This window comes from Streptomyces sp. NBC_00457 (assembly GCF_036014015.1).
GTDB lineage: Bacteria > Actinomycetota > Actinomycetes > Streptomycetales > Streptomycetaceae > Streptomyces.
In genome coordinates this window covers 10443178-10459709 of the sequence record NZ_CP107905.1, presented here as the reverse complement: position 1 = coordinate 10459709, position 16532 = coordinate 10443178, and the positions used below count along the sequence as shown (strand labels likewise).

At 71.0% G+C, this 16532-nt stretch carries 14 protein-coding genes and 3 pseudogenes; 12 read left to right on the top strand and 5 right to left on the bottom strand.

What is annotated here, in order from left to right; genetic code table 11:
* Positions 1 to 1128 precede the first annotated feature (1128 nt).
* Positions 1129 to 3636, top strand: a complete 2508-nt coding sequence (locus OG828_RS47765) for a hypothetical protein (RefSeq protein WP_328504740.1) — start codon at positions 1129 to 1131, stop codon at positions 3634 to 3636.
* Here OG828_RS47765 and OG828_RS47760 read toward each other — a convergent pair.
* The 3 genes and pseudogenes from OG828_RS47760 to OG828_RS47750 form a co-directional block, all read right to left on the bottom strand.
* Positions 3620 to 4555, bottom strand: coding sequence for a hypothetical protein (locus tag OG828_RS47760; RefSeq protein WP_328504739.1), 936 nt, complete (start codon positions 4553 to 4555; stop codon positions 3620 to 3622). The genes OG828_RS47765 and OG828_RS47760 overlap by 17 nt on opposite strands.
* Positions 4556 to 4643: 88 nt before the next feature.
* A complete protein-coding gene (locus tag OG828_RS47755) occupies positions 4644 to 5108 on the bottom strand; it encodes an AfsR/SARP family transcriptional regulator (protein WP_328504738.1) in 465 nt (154 codons plus the stop codon).
* A gap of 72 nt (positions 5109 to 5180) precedes the next feature.
* Positions 5181 to 5414: pseudogene (locus OG828_RS47750) on the bottom strand (transposase); the annotation flags it as partial.
* Positions 5415 to 5416: 2 nt separating this feature from the next.
* On the opposite strand from OG828_RS47750, the pseudogene OG828_RS47745 reads away from it, so the two are divergent.
* From OG828_RS47745 to OG828_RS47735, 3 genes and pseudogenes are all read left to right on the top strand, one after another.
* Positions 5417 to 5533: pseudogene (locus OG828_RS47745) on the top strand (ATP-binding protein); the annotation flags it as partial.
* 282 nt (positions 5534 to 5815) lie between these two features.
* Positions 5816 to 6733 (top strand): hypothetical protein, encoded by a 918-nt coding sequence (locus OG828_RS47740; RefSeq protein ID WP_328504737.1) that lies wholly within the window; start codon positions 5816 to 5818, stop codon positions 6731 to 6733.
* A gap of 112 nt (positions 6734 to 6845) precedes the next feature.
* Complete coding sequence (locus tag OG828_RS47735) at positions 6846 to 7319, top strand: hypothetical protein (RefSeq protein ID WP_328504736.1); 474 nt, start codon at positions 6846 to 6848, stop codon at positions 7317 to 7319.
* Between the two features lie 254 nt (positions 7320 to 7573).
* On the opposite strand, the gene OG828_RS49810 is transcribed toward OG828_RS47735, so the two are convergent.
* A complete protein-coding gene (locus OG828_RS49810) occupies positions 7574 to 7888 on the bottom strand; it encodes a WD40 repeat domain-containing protein (RefSeq protein ID WP_443060321.1) in 315 nt (104 codons plus the stop codon).
* Between the two features lie 400 nt (positions 7889 to 8288).
* On the opposite strand from OG828_RS49810, the gene OG828_RS47730 reads away from it, so the two are divergent.
* From OG828_RS47730 to OG828_RS47700, 7 genes are all read left to right on the top strand, one after another.
* The gene (locus OG828_RS47730) at positions 8289 to 11135 is read left to right on the top strand and encodes a helix-turn-helix transcriptional regulator (protein WP_328504735.1); all 2847 of its coding nucleotides are present in this window, start codon (positions 8289 to 8291) and stop codon (positions 11133 to 11135) included.
* A gap of 158 nt (positions 11136 to 11293) precedes the next feature.
* On the top strand, positions 11294 to 11455 hold the full coding sequence (locus OG828_RS47725) for a DUF6207 family protein (protein WP_328505060.1): 162 nt from the start codon (positions 11294 to 11296) through the stop codon (positions 11453 to 11455).
* Between the two features lie 4 nt (positions 11456 to 11459).
* Complete coding sequence (locus OG828_RS47720; protein WP_328504734.1) at positions 11460 to 12020, top strand: RNA polymerase sigma factor; 561 nt, start codon at positions 11460 to 11462, stop codon at positions 12018 to 12020.
* On the top strand, positions 12017 to 12943 hold the full coding sequence (locus OG828_RS47715) for a zf-HC2 domain-containing protein (RefSeq protein ID WP_328504733.1): 927 nt from the start codon (positions 12017 to 12019) through the stop codon (positions 12941 to 12943). The genes OG828_RS47720 and OG828_RS47715 overlap by 4 nt, the downstream gene beginning before the upstream one ends.
* Positions 12940 to 13635, top strand: a complete 696-nt coding sequence (locus OG828_RS47710; RefSeq protein ID WP_328504732.1) for a hypothetical protein — start codon at positions 12940 to 12942, stop codon at positions 13633 to 13635. Before OG828_RS47715 ends, OG828_RS47710 begins: the two co-directional genes overlap by 4 nt.
* The gene (locus OG828_RS47705) at positions 13632 to 14459 is read left to right on the top strand and encodes a hypothetical protein (RefSeq protein ID WP_328504731.1); all 828 of its coding nucleotides are present in this window, start codon (positions 13632 to 13634) and stop codon (positions 14457 to 14459) included. Before OG828_RS47710 ends, OG828_RS47705 begins: the two co-directional genes overlap by 4 nt.
* A 36-nt stretch (positions 14460 to 14495) precedes the next feature.
* Positions 14496 to 15356 carry an ABC transporter ATP-binding protein gene (locus tag OG828_RS47700; protein ID WP_328504730.1) on the top strand — a complete coding sequence of 287 codons (861 nt, stop codon included), beginning with the start codon at positions 14496 to 14498 and terminating at the stop codon, positions 15354 to 15356.
* 461 nt (positions 15357 to 15817) lie between these two features.
* Here the strand turns inward: OG828_RS47700 and OG828_RS47695 are convergent, their stop codons facing one another.
* Entirely contained in the window at positions 15818 to 16021 is a 204-nt protein-coding gene (locus OG828_RS47695) for a cold-shock protein (protein WP_114041062.1), read from the bottom strand.
* Positions 16022 to 16330: 309 nt separating this feature from the next.
* Here OG828_RS47695 and OG828_RS47690 point away from each other — a divergent pair.
* Positions 16331 to 16492 (top strand): annotated as a pseudogene (locus tag OG828_RS47690) (SDR family NAD(P)-dependent oxidoreductase); the annotation flags it as partial.
* Positions 16493 to 16532: the final 40 nt, after the last annotated feature.

The following is a 16532-nucleotide window of genomic DNA, read 5'->3' as shown; positions in this document are numbered from 1 at the left end:
CGGGCTGATGGATGCCCGCTTCGACCGGCTCAACATGCTCCAAGGTCACGCTGCTGCCCAGCAGCGAGATGTATGCCCAGGCCTACCGGGTGAAGTGGGGGCTGGGCGCGAGGTGGCGGGTCAGGCTCGCCGAGGTCGACGCGAAGCGTGCAGGACTACGGCACCCACGCCAGGCCGGTCATCGCGCTCAGTCCCGTCATCGCATCTCCCCGCAGCCGGGAACACCTCCGACGTTAGACCTGTACCTAAGTGATCGGACTCGGAAATCCTTCGAGGATTGACATCGGGGCCCGATTCCACCTCAGTCCGTTCATGGTCTGGGGTGGCGAAGTGGAGCTGGCAGGCACAGTCGAAGGTTCCTCAGGGTGCCGGTGAACCCGTCATCGGCACCCACCGTTCCTGGGTTGTCCGCGTGGAGGCGGTCGGTTGGCCCAGCTGGGGCTTCTCGCCGGCGTGCAGATTTAAGATCAGCGCCAGAGCCCAGAACACACTGACACCCGATCTCCGCCTCACCTACACGGGGAAGATCCGGGTTACGGGGTTCGGCGCGTGAGGCGCGTCGCGCCGGCTCGTTTGGCGCGGACGAAGGTCAAGGTCAGGTCGATGCCCTCGATCTCACCGAGCCACTGTTCCTCCTCAGCATCCCCGTCGGCATGGCCGTGCGAGTCGGCGCGAAGACCTGGTCGAGGCCGAGCGACACCCCAGCCACCTCGACGTGCACGGCGCATCACCCGCACCGGCGGACTGATCGCCCTGGTCTACGGCATCACCCGCGGCGGTGAGTGAAACACGCAGCCTCGGCGGCTCCACCAGCCCAAACCGCCATACAGGTTGACGCCTTGACCGAGCCTCACGTGAGCCGTCAGCCGACCGCGACGAAGACCGAGAAGCCGGGCCGACCTTGCCGGTGATGCGGATTTGTGGAAGTTGACAAGTCCGCCTGGCCGGCGGCCGGCAGATCTGCGCGGAATCACGAAGACGCCGCCACGCCCGGTGCACCAATCTGGTGCACCGGGCGGAGCCGTCCGTGCCTTCGAGCGCAGGAAACCGGCGAAGGGTGTGCGCATGTTCGAGATGACAAGGCGACACAGACCCTCAACGAGATGGCGTCGGCAATGGCGGTTGCTGATGGTGTTGTTGATCGCCGCCGTGGTGCCGATGTCCGGTCCGCTCGCGGTGGCCTCCTCTGGTGCGCCTGCCTCGGCGGATACCGGGACCTTGCGGATCTCCGCAGTGTTCGACGACGGCTCCGCGCTGCCCGACACCGCCCTCGTGCGGATCAACGACGTCGATGCCGGCGCCACCGATGCGTCGGGAACGGCCACAGTTGCCTGGTCCGCGGGACAGGCGAACGTGAGCGTCATCCTCCCCTCCCTGGCCAAGGGGTCGGCCTCGGCAACGGTGGTCGCGGGCGAGACCACGGATGTGCGGGTAGTCCTGTTCGACGGTGAGGATACGTACGAGCCCAGCACCCTGACGATGGACGAACTGGTCAACGGCGGCCTGGACGCCGCGACGCCATCGGTGACGCTGCGTTTTCGGCGGGAGTCGGATCGTGCCGTCGTCCCGATGGCATCCGTGCAGATGGTCACCCTGGAAACCCCGGCCGACCCCGAGCAGGACCTCACCGCGCTGTTCGGTGTCGCGCGGGACGGCGCCGTCGTCGCCACCGACGTACCCAGGCTGACAGGCGTTCTGGCGTCGCTGTCTTCCAGCGAGGCAACGCTGACCGTTCAGGCCGTGGACGCGGCGGGCCTGTCCTACGCGGAAGAGGTGTCCTTCGCGCCCGGCCTGTTCCGGGTGACGGTCGCGTTGCAGGCCCCGCCGTCCAAGCCCGGCCTGCCGCTGGCCGGAGTACCCGTCGCGGTGCGGTTCGGGACCGTGGACACCACCATGACCACCGATGACGCCGGGCGGCTCGTGCTGGACCACGTACCGACCGGACCTGTCACGGTCGGTGCCAGTGTGTTCGTGGACGGCCTGTGGTTCGGTGGCGCCGCGGAGTTCACGGCGGCGGCGAACGGGGCCCTGACGCTGACGATGCGCGCTCCGGCGGACGTACTGGCGGGCGTGGCACCGTGGAACCTCACCACGGACGGTGCAGCGAGCGCCGACCGGGCGACGTCGTCGGGCGAGCACGATGTGAAACTCCGCCAGGATCACGCCGCAGCGCGGGCGAACACCCTGAATGTGTTTGCCCCACAGGCCGCTAACGTGGACGCCACCAGCGCGGCGGAGAATGTGCCACAGGTCCGCAGCGCCACCGCGACGGTGCCTAAAGGCACCTCGCAGATCATACTCGGTTATCAGGTGCAGAGCGCGGAGTACCCGCAAAACGTGGAAGCGCGGAGTCGCTATAACGACACGTGGGGCGTCAGCCTGCTCGGGCCGGCCGGACAGAATCTATTTTCGATCAGCAGATCGGTGAACTCACAATTGACGACTCCGCCGATCTGGCGGTTCGACCCTTTCGACGGTGGCATTACCGGAGGGATCAACCAGTATATCGATGTGTCCGCGCTGACGGCGGACTCCGCTGCCGTAGTGACCCTCACGGTGACGGCGACCAATATTGGTGCACCCGGCGGGAAAACGAAGGTCTCCGCGGACCTGAGCTCCGCCTCGTCGACGTTGGCCATCAACGGCATCCGAAAGGACCGCGTCCCACAACCGGCGACGGGCCGTTCGGACCGGTTCAGCATCCCACGTCCCGGCGCGGCGAACACCTTCCAGCGGACCTTCGACGTCGACTACAGCAAGGCGGCCAATGTGACCGCCACCCGCGCGAAAGTGGAGCTGCTGGACGCGAGCAACAACGTGCTGCAGACGGTGACGGACGCGGCGGTCGGTGAGCCGGAAGTCACCCAGGTCGATGCCGACACCCTGCGGGTTCGAGCCACGTTCGGGGGCGGAGCGCAATCCAATGTCGTCGGCACTCCACCGCCGGCCGACAGCATCCGGTACCGCGTCACGCTGACCGGACAGCGGACCAACGGCACCGCGGTCACCAGTCCGGCACAACTGTCCGAGGAGTTCCACCCACTGTGGCGAATGCCCGATGGATTCGACCGGTACAGCACCAGGGACCCGGGCGGGGACGACTGGGCGTCCCAACAGACCTACGACTGGTTGGTGAGCAACCGGCAACTGGTGACGCGAATCAATGACATATCCGGAGAACACGGGCGCAACATCGGTCACCAGACACACCTTGAGGGCCGGGACATCGACCTCTTCCACGTCTACCGTTTCCCGAACAACCCACAATTCAACGGAACCGTCAACTTCTACCGGTTGGTCGAGGACACTCAGGCCGCATTGACCGGAAACGCGGAGTCACGCGACCGTGTCGCGGCATGGGTCACGCAGACCCGGGCGCGGTTCAGCGCCTTGATCGCCGACGACGATGTGCAGCGAATCTATTACGCGATCGGTCGGTCGATCACCGGAAAGGGAGCCGCCGCTCCCGCGCTACAGCAGGGCTGGGCCCGGACATTGCTGGAAACGGGCAGTTACACCAATGCCGCCGGGCAGACGGTGAATCTCGGAACCGGTGCCTGGCCCGATGCCGGAAACGCGAAGATGAGATACAACGTAGTCCACGACAACCACTTCCACCTCACGCTGGTCGAGTAAGCCGCCGAGGCAGCGCGCGGGCTTGCGCCGGGGGCCTCTGTGTACTGGTCACGGCCCTGGCGCGCGGAGTGGATCGTTGATTGCCGTTCGGATCGGCGTCGTTGGACGCTGATCCGAACGCGCTGCGCGGAATGGTCCGGCAGCCTACGGGAGGCGCGCGGCGGTCGGCGACGACTTCGAGGCTGCCGTGGCTGGCGCGCAACTCCTCGGCGACGGCGCTGAGGGGCAAGCCAGGCTGGGTGGCGGCCCAGGCGGCGGCGATCGCCAGGGCCAGCGGGAGCCGGGCGCATCGAGTGATGATCTCAGCCACGGCGTCCGGTTCGGCGGCAACCCGGTCTTCGCCGAGGCTGTAGGCCACCTGTGCTCGGGCCTCGGCCCCGGAGGGCAGGCCCAGGGCGATGGGGTGGGCGCCTTCGGCGGCGACCAGGCCCGAGAGCCGGATGCGGCTAGTGACCACGGCCAGGCAGCCGGGAGGGCCGGGCAGCAGCGGGCGGACCTGTTCGGCGTCGCGGGCGTTGTCCAGCACTACCAGCACCCGCCGCCCGGCCAGCAGGCTCCGGTGCAGACCCACCCGCGCCTGAAAGTCCACCGGAATGCCCTGGGCCGGCACGCCCAGCGCTTCAAGGAAGCCCCGCACCGCCTGATCCGGCGTCACCGCCGCCCCGGACGGGTCGAAGCGGCGCAGGTTCACATACAGCTGGCCGTCCGGGAAACGGTCGGCCACCCGGTGGGCCCAGTGCACCGCCAGCGCCGTCTTGCCCACCCCCGCAATCCCCGACACCGCCGTGATGACCACCGCAGCGGGCCGCTGCCCGGCAGCGGCCAGGATCCCGTCCAGCCGGGCCAGCTCCTCCACCCGGCCGGTGAACCCCCGTGCCTCCAACGGCAACTGCGCCGGCACCGCCCCAGCGGGCCCCACCGGCCGACGGCATACAACCGGCCGCGGGCGTGGTGGCATCGCCGCGCAGGATCGCCTGATGCACCTCGGCACCCGGATCCGTACCCAGCTACTCGACCAGCCGCTTCTGCAGGTCGGCGAAGCAGGCCAGGGCCTCCGGGCTGCGCCCGGCAGCGTGCAGTGCCCGCATCAGCGCCACAGTGAGCGGTTCGACGAGCGGATGCTCGGCGACCAGACCGTCCAGCATGCCGATCACCCCGTTCGGTTTGCCCACGCGGAGCTCGGCCTCGGACCACGCCAGCACCGCCTCGATCCGCTGCTGCCCCCAGCTGTGCCGGGTGCGCTCGACCCACGCACCGGCCAGGCCCGCCAGTGGCTCACCGCGCCACAGCCCGAGCGCCTCGCGCAGCATCAACACCCGCTCGGCATCCGTGCGATCCGCCGCGCGGGCCTGGTCAAACAGCCGCCGGAACCGGTGCACATCGACCCGGCCAGACGGTACATCGAGCAGATACCCGCCGCACCCACGCCGCAGCTCAAGCCCTGCAGCAGATCCAGGCTCGTTCGACCCCACGATCGTCCGCTCCCACCAGCACGCCGCCGCGACGGAGCGAAAGGGGCCCCACCGACCAGACGAACCGGACGATCGGGCCAGGTAGGCGCGGAAACCGCGGGAACTGTAGGCCTTGTCCGAGATGACCTGGTCAGGCCTGCAGCGCGGTCGTCCGACGCCGCTGCGCGGGACGTGGATACGTTCCAGGAGGGGCCGGGCACAGATGCTGTCGTGGCGTTGGCCGAGTGTCAGCAGGATCGCGAGGGGACGGCCACGGCCGTCGCAGGCCAGGTGGATTTTGGTGGTCAGTCCGCCTCGGGATCGCCCGGGGCAGCATCGGGCAGCACGACCTGGAGATCGTCATGGCTGTGGCCCAGAACTACGAAGTCCACCGCGAGCCGGTCGGCAAACGCATTACCGCCCGCATCGCCCTGTCCGACGACCCCGTTCTCCTCGGGCCGGCCCACGCCCGGCAGAACGCCTTCCAGCGCCTCGCCCGCTGCTGCGAACGCCGCCCTCCCGTCATCGCGGCGCGACAGCCCCGGGGCCCCGGGGCACGAAGCTCGATCCGTGGCGAGGATGCCACTGCGGCAACTCCGCGGCCGGCGAACGTACGTAGCCGATTGCGTAGTTCTACTGATTTCTTCAGCGTCCGCTTAGGAAAGGGTCTTGATCGAGGGTGAACCGTGCGACCGGAAAGCCACTGAGCACAGGTCAGGATGATGACGTTGCTGGAGTCTGCAGGAGACCGGGTACGGTGGCTGGTCCGCGCCGTCACCCCGACGGGAGGTGGCCGGCCGGCTCGGTATGCCGCCGCTCCGGTCACCGCCTTGCTGGCGGCCGTCGCGCTGCTGACGGCCGGCTGTTCGGGCGACAGAGACGGCACCGACGTATCGGCCGCCACGCCCTCCGCGACCGGCACTGCCACCGCTGCCCCGACCACCCCGTCGGCCACGCCCTCCCCGCCCTACCCGACCAACGCCAAGGGCTGCCACCCCAACGGGGAGTGGACGACGGAGCAGATTATGAGCTGGGTGCGAATAGCGGCCGATGCCCCCGCCGCAGGTGTCGACACGTCCAAGGACCCGGTCAAGATCGTCGAGAGCGTGGCGGGCTACACCGGCCCGCTCTGCGAAACGGTCACCGTTCAGGTGGAGTTCTGGAAGCTCACCTACGGCTCGGCGGGCGCCGGAGGGTACACGCCCGGCGCCACGGAGGCCCCGCCTGACTACTTCTTCGACATGGACTCCGTGAAGCGGACCGAGCTGCGCGTCGACGGACGCAAGGAGCACCTCGTGAAACCGCCGGAGAAGCTCTACGCCGACGACCGCAGCGTCTGCGTGGGCGCCCTGGTCGCGGTGTACGTCGGCAGGCCCCTCAAGAGCAAGGAACTGCCCGAGCAGATCAGCACCGAGTCCGGGGGCCTCAACATCGCCGGCGGGAACGTGAAATTCAGGACCGATCGGGTGGCCGAGTACCAGCTGTCGCCTCCAGCGGCGCCGCACGTCTGCAGCCCCGAGGGCAAGCCCACCGCCGATCCGTACGACGTGCCCGACACCACGGGTGTGCCCGACCCGCTGTACCCGACGCCGACGTTCAGCTTCGACGTGAACGACGTCCTGCGCTCCCCGAGTTACGGAGATTGAGCATGTGGGGACCGGCGACCGACGGGGCCGTGGATGCACGAAACAGCTGGTGGGGGCGGATTGATCGACCATCGGGACGATCCGGACAGGTATCTGATAGAGGGAGGCTGCTATGAGTAAGCGGGAATTGGGGCCGTATCCAGGTCTGAGATATGCGCACATGGTGTCCAAGGACGTCCACAGCAGCCATGTCGTCCGCCAGTTTGCTCTCTATCCGATCGACATCGAGCGGCCGGAGAAGGGCCGGCGGGTGGAGGCGCTGGAATGCGGGAGCTGCCAGAAGCCGCTGAAGTTCAAGGTGCTCAGTGTCGCGGCGACCAGGAGCCGCCGGTGGGCGTGGCTGGTGCTGGGCCTGGCCGGGGTAGCGGCGGCGCTCGGGTTCGGGGTGGCGATCTTCGCAGTCGGCGGGCAAGTGGTCGAGGAGGGGGCCTCCAACCCGGTGGGGCCGCTGGCGCTGGGCTTCCTCGCCGGGTTCCTTTCCGGGACCGTCGGCCTGAGCTACTGGCGGTACGAGGACGGGGTGCGCGGGCCCGGCTCGCCGCTGATCTCGTTCGGTGCGCACGTTCTCCGGTGGCCGCCCAGCTAGCGCGACCCCCTGGCGAGATACCTGATGTGCGAACCAGACACCACCGCAGGACCAGGCCCTCGTTAAGCTCAGGTCATACAGTTGCGAACCCCTCAAAGCCAAGCTGACCTGCAGCGATACCCTCGAAGATCAACTTATCCAGGAAACTCGGGCCAGGCCTGTCGGTTCGCCGAGAGGTGACGCCACCGGATGCAAGCCCGCGGCGTCGAGTCCGCAGCAGGCCGGACAGGAAGCGGAGGACCTGACTGTCGAGATCAGTTTCGGTGGGTACAACCACGCGAAGTTCCGCGCGGACAGGTTGATCTTGGTCGACAGCCGTCGATCGTGCGCACCAGCCGGCCGTCGCGCGGGTTCCAGATGTGTATCGCGCCGTCCCGGCCCGCCGAGGCCAGCAGGCCGCGCCCCGAGCTCCGCACCGTGCACAGTCCGTACACCCAGCCGCGGCGACCGGTGAGGGAGGCCATCCGCGCGCCTCGGTTCTCCAGATCCCAGAGCCGGACGACCCCGTCCCGGCCGCCGGACGCCAGCAGGGGCCTGCAGTCGACGTCGACCTCGCACAGCGTACGGATCCAGCTGCGCGAGTCCGTGAGGACCGCCGTATCCTCGCGCGTGGCCCGGGTCCGCGAGGCGGATCACCTTGCGGTGCCCGGAGTACGCCACGAGTCTCCGGCCGCCGACCGTGACCTCGCAGGCCGCCTCGAACGACGGCCGCACCTGGTACCGGCCGTCCGATTGCCGGTCCGCCCACGTAGATCGGTCACGCAGTTTCCGCATCCGGTCGGCCCACCCGTCCCACCCGGACGAGGGTTGCCCGTCCCGCGCTGATCGCCGCCCACCCGCTCGGGCCGGCGGCTCGCCGTCGACGCGTAGCCGTCGACACGGTGTGAGATCGAGGACACGAAGCCACAGGTTGTCAGTGGCATACGACAGGATGTGCGGGGGCACCAACTGTCGCGGGGGCGTGAGGGTATGACGACGGAACGGACACCGCTGGTCGGCAGAGAGGCGGAACTCGCGCGGCTCGACCGGCTGCTGGCGGAACTGGTGGGGGACGTGCCCGGCCGCCCGGCGGTGCTGGACGTCGGCGGTGAGGCGGGCATCGGCAAGAGCCGGCTGGTCCACGAGCTGTGCCTGGCCGCGACGCGGCGCGGGGCGGCGGTGCTGCGCGGCAGGGCGACGGAGTACGAACGTCACATCCCGTTCCAGCCGTTCACCGACGCCTTCTCCGACCTCGCCCCGGAGGCCGTCGAATCCTTCCCGGAGGCTGCCGAGGTCGCCCCGGTGCTGAGCGGCGCTCCCCGCAGCACGGACCGCTTCCACCTGCACCGGGCCACCGCCGCCCTGTTGACCCACGCCGCGGCGTCTGGGCTGGTCGTGGTCCTGGACGACATGCACTGGGCGGACGCCGCGTCGCTGGAACTCCTCGACCATCTCGTACGGCACCCCGTGCGCGCCCGCGTCCTGCTGGTCCTCGCCCGCCGCGACCGGCAGAGCCCCGCGCCGCTTGCGGCGACCCTCAGGCGCGGCACGGAGACCGGCGCGGTACGGCGGACGGTCCTCGGCCCGCTCGGCGAGCGGGACTGCGTCGAACTGCTCACCCCTGACCTGGCCCCCGACCAGGCCGTACGGCTCTTCACCGCGAGCGAGGGCAACCCGCTGTACCTGCTGACCCTGCTCCAGGCGCACCGCGAGGGCGCGTCGGTGAGCCGACTGTCCACGACCGGCCTCGGGGCGCTGCTGCTCGACGAGCTGACCCCACTGACGCCGTCGCAAGGCCGGCTCGTCCAAGTGGTTGCAGCTCTGGGCGACCACGCCACGTCCGCGCTGCTCGGCCCGGTGACCGGCCACGAGCCGGGGCAACTGGCCGACGATCTCGCCGTACTGACCCGGCGCGACCTGCTGCGCACCGGCACGCATGGGCGGATCGCGCTGCGTCACCCCGTGCTGCGCAGCCTCGTCCGCGACGGCACCGACCCCTGGCAGCGCACGGAGATCCACCGGCTCGTGGGCGCCGAACTCGCCCGGATCGGCGCCCCGTTGGCCGAGCGGGCGCACCACGCCGAGCAGTCGCTGTCCGACTGGGACACTCGGGCGGCGGCGGTGCTGGACGAGGCCGCCGAGCAGGCCGCGCAGACGGCGCCCGCGAGCAGCGCGCACTGGCTTGAGGTGGTGCTGCGGCATCTTCCGCACACGCCGGAACACGCGGCCAGACGGCGCGAGTTGATGCTGCGGCGGGCCCGGGCGCTGGGCGTCGGCGGTCGGCTCCGGGAGAGCCGGGACCTGTTGCACCAGGTGATCGCCCTGCCCGACCCGGGCGACGGGACGGGGTCGCGGGCGTCTGCTGTCGTGCTGTGCGCCGTCATGGAGCGCCACCTGGGGCGTTACTCGGAGGCGGTCGCCCTGCTCCGCCGCGAGTTGCACCGCACTGATCCCGCGCCGTCGCTCGCCGACCAGGTGGCGCTGGGCTTGGAGCTGGGCTCCTCGGCCCCGCACGACACCTCGTACCCGGCGGTGCGCTCCGAGGTGGCACACACCCTGGAGGTGGCCCGCTCGCTCGGGGACGAGACGGGGGTGGCGGGTGCGCTGAGCGTCGCGGCGCTGGGGGAGGCGTACGAGGGGGAGACGGCCGCGGCGGACGACTTCACCCGCCGGGCGGCCGCCCTCGTGGACTCGCTGCCGGACGGCGATCTGACCGGCCTGTGCGAGCCGTTGGTACGGCTGGCCTGGGCGGAGGCGTTCCTGGAGCGCTTCGCCGACGCCGAGCGGCACGCCAATCGCGGCCTGGCCATTGCTCGCCGCACCGGGCAGATCTACCTCCTGCCCCACCTTCTCCTGTGCAAGACACACGTGCGCACCCAGACCTGCCGGCTCGCGTCGGCGGTGGAACTGTCCGAGGAGGCCGAGGACATCGCCCGCGGCATCGGCAGTGACGAACTGCTCGCCTTCGTCCTCGCCACCAGGGCCCACGCCCTGGTCGACGCCTGCCCACCCGGCGATCCGCGGCCACTGGCCACCGCCGAGGAGGCGGTGGCCGCGGCGGGTCTGGGCGTCAACTGGTGGGCGTCCATCGCTTGGTGTGTACTCGGCTACGCGGCGCTGACTGCCGGCGACCCGGCTCGTGCCCGGGAGGCGGTCCTGCGTGCCGGCGGCCCCGGCCTGCGGCGAATGCAGCCCTCCATGCGTCCGCTGTTCGTGGAGGTCCTGGTGACCGCCGCCGTCACCATGGGTGACCTGGACGCGGCGAAGGAATGGGCCGAGCGGGCCCGCGAGGAGGCCGAGCGGCTCGATCTGCCCGTGCAGCGCGCCTCTGCCATGCGCAGCGCCGCGCAGATACGCCTCGGTCTCGGTGACGACAAGGCGGCGGCGGACCTGTTCGTGGCGGCGGCCGACGAGAGCGCCCGCAGCGCAGCGGTGTTCTGGGAGGCGTTCTCCCTGCTCTTCGGCGCCTCCCTGTCGGCGGCGGACCCGGGCGGCTCGCGGCGCGGGCAGGCGGCCTGGCACCGGGGGCGGCGGCTCGCCGTGGCCGGGGGCTCCGCGATGCTGACCGGTCTTGCCGAGGCGGTCGGCCCGGCGGTGGCCGCCGCCGCTGACAGGCCCGAGCGTGGCCTCGCCGAACTGACCTCCCGCGAACGGGAGATCGCCGACCTCGTCGCCGACGGCCTCACCAGCCCGGCGATCGCCGAACGACTCTGCCTGAGCCGCCGCACGGTCGAGACCCACATCTCCCGGGTCTACCGCAAGACGGGAGTCTCATCGCGGGCAGCTCTGGCGGGCCTGATGGCGGGACGCACGCCGAGGCCTTCCTTGGGAGGATGAGCCACGCACGGTTCGAGGGGCGGCCACACGCACGGAACTCCCCATAGGCCGCCGGGCGTAGTGGCGTACATAGACCCGATCAACCAGACGCACGTGAGCGAGCCGGCCTGCTCGCGATCGCGGCCGCCGACGATGCCACCGTGCTCGCCTTCCCGTAGCTGCTCGCCGACCGCTGGGCGACGGCCACGGCGCAGACGACGCGGGACGCTGGTCAGCCGGGCGTACGACTGCGCTGCCGACCCAGGCGCGGACGCGGCGAGCGGAGGTGCGGTGAACCATTCGCCCCTTCGCTCGCTACCTACCTTCAGGCGAGGAGGTGAGCGGATGGTGCGGCCCGGGCCGGGCAGTGACGAGGCGCTGTTGCGTGCGGTAGCCGTTGGTGACGTGAGCGCGCTGACCCACCTCTACGAGCGGCACGCCGGCGCGCTGTTCGGCTACCTGTACCGGCTGGCCGGCGACCGGATGACCGCCGAGGAGATCCTCCAGGACACGATGCTCGCGGTGTGGCGTTCAGCCGCCGCCTTCGAGGGCCGCTCGAAGGCGACCACGTGGATATTCGGGGTCGCCCGCCGCCAGGCGCACAACCGGTTACGCATCCGGTCCGGCCCGGAGACCATCGGCGTCCCCCCGCTCGATCGGCCCGACCAGGGCGCCGGCCCTGACGAGTTGGCGATCGCGGCGGCGGGTGGCACACCGGTGGCCGCGGCCATCGACCGGCTGCCCGACCACCACCGCGACGTGATCGCCCTGGTGTTCGTGGCCGGCCTGCCGCTCGCCGACGTCGCCGAGATTCTGGCGATCCCTGTCGGCACGGTGAAGAGCCGGCTGCATCACGCCCGGGCCGCCGTCGCCGCCGCGCTCACCGCCCAGGAGGTGCCCGAATGAACGAGATGCTGCCCGCGTACGCCGCCGGCTCGCTGCGCGGCGCGGACCGCGACCGGGTCCGCGCACACCTTGCAGGCTGCGCGCGCTGCCGCGCCGACCTCGCCGCCTGGCGGCTGATCGCGGATACCGCGACGCCGGGCGACGGGGCACCGGAGCCCGCGCGGATGGTGCGGGCCGTGCTGACCCGCAGCGCGATCGAGGGGCCGGCCGACCCACCCGACGGCGGTAGCTGGACGAGACGCCTGCGGTACGCCGCCGCGCTGGTCGTGGCCGAGGCCCGGCTGATCCGGCTGGCCGTGCCCGTCGCCTCGGCGCTGGTGCTGGCGCTCGGCGTGGTCATCGTCCTGGTCCAGACGGCGGCCGTTGAGCGGCCCTCGACCGGTGCCGACGTGGTGCTCGCGCTGGTCGCCCCCATCGTGGCCGCGGCGGGCGTCGCCGGCACGTACCGATCACGACGCGACCCTGCCGCCGAGTTGGTCGCCGCCACCCCGACGGCCGGCCCGCTGTTGCTGCTCGTGCGCCTCGCGCTGGTGTTCGGCTACGACCTGGTGCTCGCGGTGGCGGCCTCGGCCGCGCTGACCTCCGCCGAGGCGGGCGGGGCGGCGAGCCTGAAGGCGCTGATCGCCGCCTGGCTCGGGCCGATGGCGCTGCTGTCTTCCGTCAGCCTGCTGGTCGCCGTCCGGTTCGGGCCGGACGTCGCGCTCGGCGCGGCCATCGGGCTGTGGGCGGTGCGGGTGCTGGCGGGCAGCGTGTTCGCCCGTGACGGCTGGGCGGCGGGGTTCATCGTGGACGTCTGGTCCACGAACGCGGCCGTCCTCGCCGTGAGCGCCGTGTGCGGGATCGCCGCGGTGGTGATGGCCGGGCGTCCTGGTCCCTACGGCGGTGAACCGCACGGCGGTTGGCGCGCTACCCATCCGATGTGAGATCACTTTCGCTTTGGCAATATGAGGCGCGCCGGGCCGGATGGGCGGCCCTGCTCGGTCCGCCGATCGCCGTCGTGCTGGGCGTCTCGGCCGCGCTCGCCAACCCCCGGCCGGGTGACACGACGACGGCCCGCATCCTGCTCGGCGCCCTGGAGATGGCGGTGCCGCTCGCCGCCGGTGTCGGCTGCGCCTCGCTCGTCGGGCGGGATCCGGCCGTGGAACTGCAGCTTGCCGCGCCCACGCCGTACCGGGTCACGCTGTTGCGGCGCATGGCGATCACGCTGGGCTGGGCCGCGGTGGTCGCCGGGCTGACGGCGACCGTGCTGATCGCGACCGGCTGGTGGGCGCGCTGGCCGGCCAATCACGGGCCGTTCGCCGGGCAGCTCACCTGGGCGGCGCCGACGGCCGGCCTGGGGGCCGTGGGCTTCGCAGCGGGTGCCGTATTCCGCAGCCCGGCGGCGGCCGGTGCGGTGGTCACCACGCTGTGGGCGTTGCAGCAGTTCTTCGCCGGCCTGGTGCAGCAGCACCTGCCGGGGCGGCTGCTCTATCTGTTCGCCACGACTCGCGGCGCGGTGCCCGGCGACTGGACTGGGAACCGGCTGGCGCTGCTGGGCGCGGCGGCCACGCTCATCGCGCTGGCACTGGTCGTGCTGGCCCGCTCGGAACGGCTCATCGGCGAGGAGGAAGAATGACCGGCCAGACCGCGCGCACGCTCGGCGCGAGCCTGAGGTACGAGTTCCGCATGCAGGTCCGCAAACGGTCGGTGTGGATCGTGCCCGCCTTGACCGTCGTGCTGTTCGTGCTGATCGGCGGCAGCCTGCTGCGCGACCTGTTCGGACCCGACCAGCGGCCGGCCGAGGCCAGGACCGCCGTCGTCGGCCTGGCGGTCCAGCTGCACGCGCTGCTGTCGATCGGGTACGGCTGCCTGCTCGCCGATCGGCTCATCCGCGACGACCGGCTGCGGGTGGCGCCGATCCTGGACGCCGCTCCCGCCCGGCCGGGCGCCCGGCTCGTCGGCAAGTACCTCGGTGCGGGCGCCGCGACGGCCGTGCCGATCCTGGCGGTGTACTTCGGCTTCGCCGCGGCGTACGCGGTGTACGCCGGCGCCCCGCATGCGCTCGGCTGGGCGCTGGCCGCATGCGCCGTGGTGATCGTGCCGGGCCTGCTGTTCGTGGCCGCCTTCGCGCTGGCGGTACCCCTGATCATGCCGGCGCCGCTGTTCCGCGTGATCTTCGTCGGCTACTGGCTCTGGGGCAACGTAGTCCCGCCGGACATGATGCCGACGCCCGCGCGGACCCTCGTCCACCCGCTCGGCGGCTACCCGCTCGACGCGCTGCTCGACTTCCACGGCATCGACGGCGACGACATCTGGGCCGGCCCGATGCCCGGCGCCACGCTGAACTTCCTGCGGCCGGACCCGACGCCGACGACCGCCTGGCTGTCCATCGCGGTGCTGCTGCTGCTCGCGGCCGCCGCGCTCGCCGGGGGGCACGCGGTGCGCGCCCGCCGAGCTTGACACCACCCCAACGAACGACGAACACAAGGAAACGCGATGCGGATCGAGATCTCCGGCCTGACGAAGACCTACCGTGGCGGGGTGGCCGCCCTCGACGGCCTGGACCTGGTCGTGCCCACCGGCATGTTCGGGCTGCTCGGCGCGAACGGCGCCGGCAAGACCACGCTGATGCGCATCCTCGCCGGCCTGGTACAGCCGACATCCGGCCGGGTCACCGTGGGCGGCCACGACCTGAGCACGGGCGCGGGGCGCACCGCCGTGCAGCGCGGCCTCGGCTACCTGCCGCAGGACCTCGGCGTCTATCCCGACCTGACGGCACGCCAGTTCCTGGACTACGTCGCGCTGCTCAAGGGCATGGACGACCGCACGGAACGCCGCCGACGCGTCGGGGAGCTGCTCGAAGTGGTCGCCCTGACCGGGGACGCCGACCGGCGGCTGCGCGGCTTCTCCGGCGGGATGCGGCAACGGGTCGGCATCGCCCAGGCGCTGCTCGCCGACCCACAGTTGCTGATCGTGGACGAGCCGACCGCAGGACTCGACCCGGAGGAGCGGATCCGCTTCCGCACCCTGCTGTCCCAGTTCGCCGGCCGGCGCACCGTGCTGCTGAGCACGCACATCGTCGATGACATCGCGCAGGCCTGCCGCGAGGTGGCGGTACTCGCCAAGGGCCGGCTCATCTTCCGCGGCACGGTCGACGAGCTGACCCACCGCGCGCGGGGCCGGGTGTGGTGGGTCGTCACCGACGGGCCACCGCCGGCCGAAGGGATGGTCGTGTCCGCGCTGCCACACGAGGGCGGCATGCGGTACCGGGTCGTGGCGCCCGCGGCGCCGGGTCCCCGGGCGCAGCCGGTGGAGCCCGCCCTCGAAGACGGGTACCTCGCGCTGACCACACGGTGACACGGTGAACCGCACCCGCCGGGCGGGGCCCGGCTTGACGGGCCGCCCCAACGGCCCACCGCGCCCCTACGACCGTCAATCGTGGACGACGTCCGCAGTCCTGGCCCGCGTTCCAGCGTGGACGACGGACAGCCCTGAACCGTGTCCATAATGTGGGCTCCAGCGTCCAGCCCGGCGCCTCGGGCACAGCCTCGATGAACGCGCCAGTGCGAGCGGGGCGGGCCGAGCGAAGGGCGGCACACAGACCTCCAGCGGGGACCTTCAGGCTAGGGCGCCTGCCCCACGGGTCTGCGTATGCGCCTTACGTTGCGATCGTTACGGTCGGGGAGTCTATCGAATGACTACTGCGGGCTCGACTATGCACGACGCCCCGCCGACCGGACCGTACAGGTCTGGAGGCGGGGCGAGACGGCCAAGCCTCCGGCCGGTGGGTCACCGGCCGGGGGCTTCTTCGTGCGTCGTCAGGCGGGAGTGATGTTCTCCGCCTGCGGGCCCTTCTGGCCCTGGGTGACGTCGAAGTTCACCTTCTGGCCTTCCTGGAGCTCACGGAAGCCCTGGGCGGCGATGTTCGAGTAGTGGGCGAAGACGTCGGGGCCGCCGCCCTCCTGCTCGATGAAGCCGAAGCCCTTTTCCGAGTTGAACCACTTCACAGTGCCTGTAGCCATGTGCCTGTCTCCTTCGAGAGGACTCGTATCGGGCCCCGCACCGTGCGGGACCCGGAGGTGATCGCCCTGGTCCGGAGAGGCGTTGAACAGCAAAAACGCCCGTGACTGCGAATCACGGGCGAACGGGACTTCGGAACCACGACTGCTGATCATGACGTTACACCGGCTGGTGACGCTCGGCCAGAGAATCACAGAGTTGATCTCGCAGCTGTTACGGCAGCAGGGCCTCAGACGGCTGTCCGCCGCTAAGGGATGTCCGGCGGGCCACATGGCTGCCCCATCGAACAGGCCCCAGGTGGGCGTCACCTCCGGCGCGTCCGCCCCTTTGCCGCCTATGCGCGGTCGAAACTGGCGCAGATGCTCTTCGGCTTCGAACTTGACCGGCGCCTGCGGGTCGTCGGCAGCACGGCACTGAGCGTGGTGTCCCACCCCGGCGGTGCGCTGGTTGCCCTGACCCCGCACGCCCGTCCGTGTCCTGGTTGAGAGTGACATGCTCGGTGGTCAGGGAAGT

Bases quoted from the DNA above. Each gene is read 5' to 3' on its own strand.
- OG828_RS47765 (WP_328504740.1), top strand. From the start codon at position 1,129: ATGGTGTTGTTGATCGCCGCCGTGGTGCCGATGTCCGGTCCGCTCGCG.
- OG828_RS47735 (WP_328504736.1), top strand. From the start codon at position 6,846: ATGAGTAAGCGGGAATTGGGGCCGTATCCAGGTCTGAGATATGCGCAC.
- OG828_RS47730 (WP_328504735.1), top strand. From the start codon at position 8,289: ATGACGACGGAACGGACACCGCTGGTCGGCAGAGAGGCGGAACTCGCG.
- OG828_RS47720 (WP_328504734.1), top strand. From the start codon at position 11,460: ATGGTGCGGCCCGGGCCGGGCAGTGACGAGGCGCTGTTGCGTGCGGTA.
- OG828_RS47715 (WP_328504733.1), top strand. From the start codon at position 12,017: ATGAACGAGATGCTGCCCGCGTACGCCGCCGGCTCGCTGCGCGGCGCG.
- OG828_RS47705 (WP_328504731.1), top strand. From the start codon at position 13,632: ATGACCGGCCAGACCGCGCGCACGCTCGGCGCGAGCCTGAGGTACGAG.
- OG828_RS47700 (WP_328504730.1), top strand. From the start codon at position 14,496: ATGCGGATCGAGATCTCCGGCCTGACGAAGACCTACCGTGGCGGGGTG.
- OG828_RS47695 (WP_114041062.1), bottom strand. From the start codon at position 16,021: ATGGCTACAGGCACTGTGAAGTGGTTCAACTCGGAAAAGGGCTTCGGC.